Annotated in this window: 3 protein-coding genes and 1 pseudogene; 1 reads left to right on the top strand and 3 read right to left on the bottom strand. The window is 66.6% G+C overall.

The genetic code is table 11. The features are described 5' to 3' along the window. From B118_RS29460 to B118_RS0127265, 3 genes and pseudogenes are all read right to left on the bottom strand, one after another. Positions 1-945 (bottom strand): annotated as a pseudogene (locus B118_RS29460) (hypothetical protein); the annotation flags it as partial. 344 nt (positions 946-1,289) lie between these two features. After that, a complete protein-coding gene (locus B118_RS0127270) occupies positions 1,290-2,963 on the bottom strand; it encodes a right-handed parallel beta-helix repeat-containing protein (protein ID WP_028193805.1) in 1,674 nt (557 codons plus the stop codon). Between the two features lie 281 nt (positions 2,964-3,244). Continuing rightward, a complete protein-coding gene (locus B118_RS0127265; protein WP_018811191.1) occupies positions 3,245-4,723 on the bottom strand; it encodes an aminopeptidase P family protein in 1,479 nt (492 codons plus the stop codon). A 120-nt stretch (positions 4,724-4,843) separates the two neighbouring features. Between B118_RS0127265 and asnB the strand changes: the two genes are divergently transcribed. Beyond that, entirely contained in the window at positions 4,844-6,805 is a 1,962-nt protein-coding gene (gene asnB / locus B118_RS0127260; RefSeq protein ID WP_018223406.1) for an asparagine synthase (glutamine-hydrolyzing), read from the top strand. Positions 6,806-6,856: the final 51 nt, after the last annotated feature.

Raw genomic sequence — 6,856 nt, 5'->3', positions numbered from 1 at the left:
GACAGCGGTGTCGGTGGTGGTGGCCTCGTCCGCGACGGTGGTGTCGGTGGTGGTGGCCTCGTCCGTGACGGCGGCGTCCACATTCGTGGCGTCGTCCATCGTGGCGTCCCCGTTAACGCTGGCGTCTCCGGTCACCGCGTCGCCTGACCACTGTGCTGGCCCTGCCGTGTCGACGGGGGTCTCCGTGTTCGCCGTGGGGTTGGCCGTGGTGGCCGGGGTCGTTGTGCCGGCTCCCGCAGTCCGCGGCTCGCCCTGGAACAGCGGTAGGTACGGCTGGCCCGCCTTTGCAGCCTCTCCCGCCGCGACCGAGTTCGAAAAGCGTGACCACACCGCCTCGGGGTGGTTCTTACCCCGTTCGTCCGCAAGGGTCTTACCCCCCTTAATGGTCAGGCCCTGTGCCTTTAGGTGTCCACCCCGGCCGACATTGAGGATTCGGAAGAAGTCAGCCTGGCTATCCCGGACGATCTTGGTGTTCTGCCCGATAAGCGTGATCGGTTCCTTGATGATCGGCAGGCCGTTGCCGTAGCCGTCGGAACGGGTCAGCGTGTAGGTGCAGTCCTTCGCCAGCTTGAGTACGCCGCCCTGGTTGCTGTTGGCGTGGATGATCGCCTGGATCAGCTTGTCGGTGTTGCAGGGCACCTCCTTTCCGTGCTTCTTCCCCGGGTACTCCTTGTTTTGGCTGTCGCCCCAGTTTCCCCTGTGGTTGGCTTCCCAGTCGCCCTCGCCGCCCGCGCCTCGGTCGTCGGCTGCCTGCTCGTTCGTGGTGATCTGAGCGGTGTTCCAGGCCAGGTCCCGGGCGCCGGCTCCGGCCCCGGTGAAACCGACCGCGGCGATGCTGACCACGCCGGTGAGGCCGGCGACGCCGCTGGCGAACCAGAGTTTGCGTCGTCGCTTCGACGCAGCCTCCGGGCCGGTGGCGTTGTTTGGATCTTGGTAGTTGGACATTGGAGCTCTCTACCCTCTCCTCATACCAGACAGGGGCGCCTCGCTTGAGAGCGAGTGTCCCTACTACAAATCGGTTGTAGCTCCCAGAAACACCGTATGGGAATCATTCTCACCTCGGGGGCTTTTATGAAAGAAGCCCACATTTGGTTTGCTGCGGGATGGATTGGGGCGTTAGTCCTCATAAGGCGCAGATATATCAATGTGTTCTAAAATGTGAGTTATGGTATGCAATTGGACATACCTCTTAAACAGCTCATCGCGTCAGCTTCGGGTAGATACGGGACTCCTCCGGCCGCACCCGGCCGGAGGAGTCCGATCTATGTGGTGGTGCACTCAGGGGTGCCTCATCCGAAGCAGCGTTTCGGAACGACCGGGCTGCCCGTGCAGTTCGTCGGCCGGTTCTTCTTGACCGCCGACTTCTCGTCGATCTTGACGCCGTTGTTCGTCGTGAAGATGCCGCCCGGCGGTGTGGTGGCGAAGTTCTCGATCACCGTGCTCTGGATCAGGGAGACCTGTCCGTAGGCGTTGACGATGCCACCGCCCACCGCGAAGGGGCCGACCGCCCGGTTGCCGACGACTTCGCTCTTCCGCAGGGTCACGAAGGCCTTCACGTTGAACAGGCCAGCGCCGCCCACACCTTCGGCCACGTTCTCCTTGAGTACGCTCTCCTCCAGGATCGCGGTGGAGTTGTTGGCTACCGCGAGGCCACCCGCAACGTCCGTGGCGACATTCCGCTCGATCTTCACCTGTTCCAGGTACAACCTGGACTTGTCGATACCGAGCATGCCGCCGGCGTCCCGCCCAGCGGTGTTGTCCGTGACCTCGCTACGGGTAACGCTCGTGTTGCCGGAGCGGTCGAGGATGCCGCCGGCCAGGCCCGGGGTCTGGTTGCGGCTGATCGTGCTACTCCATACCCAGACGGTGCCTCCCTTGGCGCCGGGCTTGAACGAGCCGTTGGCGAAGCCGCCGCCGCCCAGGTGAGCGTTGTTCTGTTCGATCTTCGACCGTTCGATCCGTAGGATGCCGGTGCTGAAGACGCCGCCGCCGAACTCGGTGGCGCTGTTGTGTTCGACTGCGGAGTCCCGGATGGTGGTCGTGCCGTAGTTGGCGACGCCACCGCCGTTGCGGCCGTGGTTCAGCACGATCGCGCTCTTCTCGATGTCGGCCTTGCCGCCACGCTGGACCAGGATTCCGGCGCCGTCGCCGTCGCCATGGCGGCTGATCATCGCCGTGCTGGTGGTTGTTGATCCAGCTACTGTCTGCTCAGTTGCCTGAGTAGCTTCCCCCGTCATCGAGAGGTCGAGTGGCGACGGCGTTTCGGGCGTTGAGTAGGCCCAGCGGGGCGTGGTCTGTCCGCCCTTGACGGTAATTCCCTTGAGGGTCAGGTGGCCATCGCGCCCGACGTTGAAGATCCGGAAGTGCGCGGCGTTGGCGGCCCGAGCGATCGTGGTGTCGTACCCGTTGAGAACGATCGGTTCCTTGATCACTGGAAGTCCGTTACCGTGCTCGCCCCGGGTCAGCTCGTAGGTGCAGCCCTTGGCGAGCGTCAGCACGCCGCCACGGTTCTGGTTGGCGTGGACGATTGCTTGGATCAGCTTGTCGCTGTTGCACGGGACAGCTTTCGCGTGGTCCGCAGTCTTCCGGTGCTCCTCTCGGCCGCTGCTGTCGCCACCGCCCCACTGGCCCTGGCCCTGGCTGTCGCCACCGCCCCACTGGCCCTGGCCCTGGCTGTCGCCACCGCCCCACTGGCCCTGGCTGTCGCCGACCGTGCCGCCCTCGGCGGGAATGGTCTCAGCGGGGTCGGCATCGCTGACCTTCTGTTGGATGTTGGCCTGCGTCTCCGCCCGGCCGGAGCTTTCGGCCGTCTCGTTGTCTCGGGCAGCGACCCCACCGAGGGCCGCCAACCCGACGACGCCGGTCAGGCCAACGACACCGGCGGCGACCCACAGTGTCCGCCGTCCCCGGTTCGGTGGGTCGGCGTTGTTCCCGCCGTAAGGAGTTGTTACGTCAATGGACATCAGAGCATTCCGCCCTTTCGACTACCAGACGGTCCGCACCGAACGAAGGTGGCGCGAACTGCTACAAAACGGTTGCAGCCTCCGATGACCACCGTATGAGAAGATGTTTCATGGAGGGGATGTATCCGAAAAATCCCCGCATTCGGCTCATCTTAGGGCGGCTAGTGCAGCTGGCACGGGCCGGCCCGAAAAGGGGCTACCCAGACGAAAGGCCCCGCCGCTGGGCCGGTGACCGCACGGTCACCGGCCCAGCGGCGGGGCCGAAGGGTGGTCGTCGAGGTTTAGCCCGGCAGGCGCGGGCCCGCCTCCCGCTGTTCAGCCAGCCAGGTCTCCACGTCGCCAGCGGTCCGGGGGAGCCCGGCGGAGAGGTTCACCGTGCCGTTCGCCGTGACCAGGACATCGTCCTCGATCCGGATGCCGATGCCGCGCAACTCCTCCGGCACCAACTCGTCCTCGGGCTGGAAGTACAGGCCCGGCTCCACGGTGAGTACATAGCCCTCGCCCAGGGCGCCGTCGCGGTACGCCGCACTGCGCGAGTTCGCGCAGTCGTGTACATCGATGCCGAGCATGTGCCCGAAGCCGTGCAGGGTCCACCGTCGGTATACCGCTGACCTCTCGTCCATCGCCTCGTCCACGCTGACCGGTAGTAGGCCCAGCTCAGCCAGGCCTTCGGCGAGAACCCGCATGCAGGTCAGGTGTACGTCCTTGAACGCCACGCCCGGCCGGATGAACTCGATGCCGGCCTGCTGCGCGGCGTACACGATGTCGTAGATCCGACGCTGTAGCGCGGTGAACCGGCCACTCACCGGGAGTACCCGGGTCACGTCGGCGGTGTAGAGGTGGTCGTTCTCCACGCCCATGTCCATCAGCAGCAGGTCACCCGGGCGGGTGGTGCCGTGGTTGTGCACCCAGTGCAGGATCGTGGCGTGCTCGCCGGCGCCGACAATCGAGCCGTAGCCGATGTCGTTCCCGTCATGTCGCGCCCGCAGCGCGAAGATGCCCTCAAGTAGCCGCTCGGAAACCCCGCGGTCGGGCGGGAGGGCCCGGGCCACATCCTCGAAGCCGCGAACCGTGGCATCCACCGCGTCCTGGAGTTGGGCGATCTCCCACTCGTCCTTGACCAGCCGTAGCTCGGAGATCGCGCTGGCCAGTTCCTGGTCGCGGGGCGGCTGCCACGGCTGCCGCCGGCCGTCGTACGGGCGCAGGGCCGCGTCGACCCGGGCGTCGAAGCCGCGCAGCACTCGGGTTCGGGCCGGGGCGAGGTCGGCCAGGGCGGCGTCCAGGTCAGCGAGGTCGGCGGTGGGCATGCCCAACTCACTCGACTTCTCCGCGAGGGTGGGCCGCCGGCCAAGCCACAGCTCGCCGTGCCGGCTCCGGAAGAACTCGTCGGTCTGCCGGGACGTGTGGGGCCGCAGGTAGAGAAGGGGCTCATGTCCGGAGCCGGTCGGACGGAGTACGAGCACGCTGTCCGGCTCGTGGTCGCCGGTCAGGTACGCGAAGTCGCTGCCGGGACGGAAACGGTGGGCGGTATCGTTGGCGCGTACCTGCTCGCCTCCGGTGGGGATCACCAGGGTCTCGCCCGGGAAGGCCGCGGAGAGGGCCTCCCGGCGCTTGGCGTGGTTGGGCGCCGCCGGGTGCGGGACAGCCGGCAGCGGACTGTCTCGCCAGCCCTGTCGCATGAACGTCAGGAGCGCCGCCGGGAAGTTCGGATCATGCGACTCCGTACCCCCTGGATCGCGGTGGATGCGTTCCTCGGTCATCGCCGCCCCCTTCGCGTTGTCGCTGGTCTCGACGGTATCCGACGGGGCCGGGCCGGCGGCTGGAGCTGGTTGCGCGGACGGCCGCTACGGCCGCCACCGGGGCGTGAAAAGATGACAACTATGTGCGGACTCCTGGCCTTTTTCAGCGCGCGCGGAGACGCCGCGGCTCACCGCGACCACATCGCCAACGCGTTGGAATGCCTGCACCATCGTGGCCCGGACGAGACCGGGGTGGAGGTTGTCGGCGACGCGTCCGGCCAGTACGCGGATGGTGTCTTCGCCCACAAGCGGCTGGCGATCATCGATGTGGCGTCCAGTCACGAGCCGCTGCCCTACGCGAACGGTCGCTATCTGCTGACCTTCAACGGCGAGATCTACAACTACATCGAGCTGCGGGAGGAGCTGGCCCGCGACTACGGGGCGCAGTTCGCCACCTCCGGTGACGGGGAGGTGATCGTCGCCGGCTACCACTACTGGGGTGAGCAGGTGCTCACCCGGCTGCGGGGGATGTTCGCCTTCGTGATCTGGGACCGGCAGGAGCGGCGTGCCTTCGGTGCGCGTGACTACTTCGGGATCAAACCGCTGCACTATCTGGAGACGGCCGACGGCCTCTACCTCGCCTCGGAGAAGAAGGCCCTGCTGCCGTTCACGCCGGCCAACTACCAGGGTGACGCCGGCATCGACACGGCCAGCCTCAGCCACTATCTGACGTTGCAGTACGTGCCGGAGCCCGGCACCCTGCACCAGGGGGTCCGACGGATCGGCTCGGGGGAGTACCTGACCTGGTCACCGGGTGGTCGAATCGATGTCCGTCGGTGGTATCGGCCGATGTTCCGGCCTGCTCCGGTGCCGGACGAGCAGAAGCTCTACCACGAGATCCGGGAAGCGCTGCGGGACAGCGTCCGGATTCACATGCGGTCGGATGTCCCGGTCGGTTCGTTCCTGTCCAGTGGGATCGACTCCACCGCGGTGGTGGCGCTGGCCCGGGAGTTCAACCCGAATATTCTGACCTTCACGGTCGGCTACGACGTGCCTGGCTACTCGGAGATCGATGTGGCCCAGGAGTCGGCCCGCCATCTCGATGTCACCACCATTCCCACCAAGATCGGGCCGCAGGACATGATGTCGGCGTTGCCGAAGATTGTCTGGCACCTGGACGACCCGGTCGCCGACCCGGCGCTGGTGCCGCTCTACTTCGTGGCGCGTAAGGCCGCCGAACACGTCACGGTGGTGCTCTCCGGTGAGGGTGCCGACGAGTTCTTCGGTGGCTACACCATCTACCGGGAACCGCTCTCGCTGAGCTCGGTCAACGGCCTGCCCGACGGCGTGCAGAAGGGGCTGCGGGCGGTGTCGAAGGCGATCCCGCAGGGGGTCAAGGGCAAGAGTTTCCTGGAACGTGGCACCACCCCGATCGAGGAACGTTACTACGGCAACGCCCGGATGTTCACCGAGGAGGAGAAGCAGCACCTGCTGCGCCGCTACGACCCCTCGGTGCGCTACACCGACATCACCGCCCCGATCTACGCCGAGTGCACCGAACTCGACGACGTCACCAAGATGCAGTACGTGGACCTCTACACCTGGCTGCGTGGCGACATCCTGGTCAAGGCGGACCGGATCTCGATGGCGCACTCGCTGGAGGTGCGGGTGCCGTTCCTGGACCGGGCGGTCTTCGATGTGGCGTCGAAGATCCCGGTCGAACTCCGGCTGCCCCCACGCTCCGACGCCACCAAGTATGCGATGCGCCAGGCGTTGCAGGGCGTGGTCCCGCCGGCGATCGTCAATCGCCGGAAGCTGGGCTTCCCGACCCCGACCCGGGTGTGGCTGCGGGGCGAGATGTACGAGTGGGCCCGGCACATGCTGGCCACCTCGGGCGCCGGTGACCTGATCGATCTGCCGTACGTGCTGCGGCTGCTCGATGAGCACAAGCGGGAGGAGGCCGACCACTCCCGGAAGGTCTGGACAGTGCTGATCTTCTGCATCTGGCATGCGATCTTCATCGCCAAGACGTTGGACCCGGGCATCCAGCGCAACCAGTCGGCCCTGTTGACGAAGCCGGTTGTCGGCAGCATGGTCCGCTGAGCGGGCCGAGGAGCGTCGGGTCGACCGCCCGGGTGTGGCCCGGACTCGCCG

Origin of the sequence: Salinispora pacifica CNR114 (assembly GCF_000514775.1) — a bacterium.
In the GTDB taxonomy this organism is placed as follows: domain Bacteria; phylum Actinomycetota; class Actinomycetes; order Mycobacteriales; family Micromonosporaceae; genus Micromonospora; species Micromonospora pacifica.
Note: the sequence above shows the minus strand (reverse complement) of the source record. Positions and strands in the feature narration are given on the sequence as shown.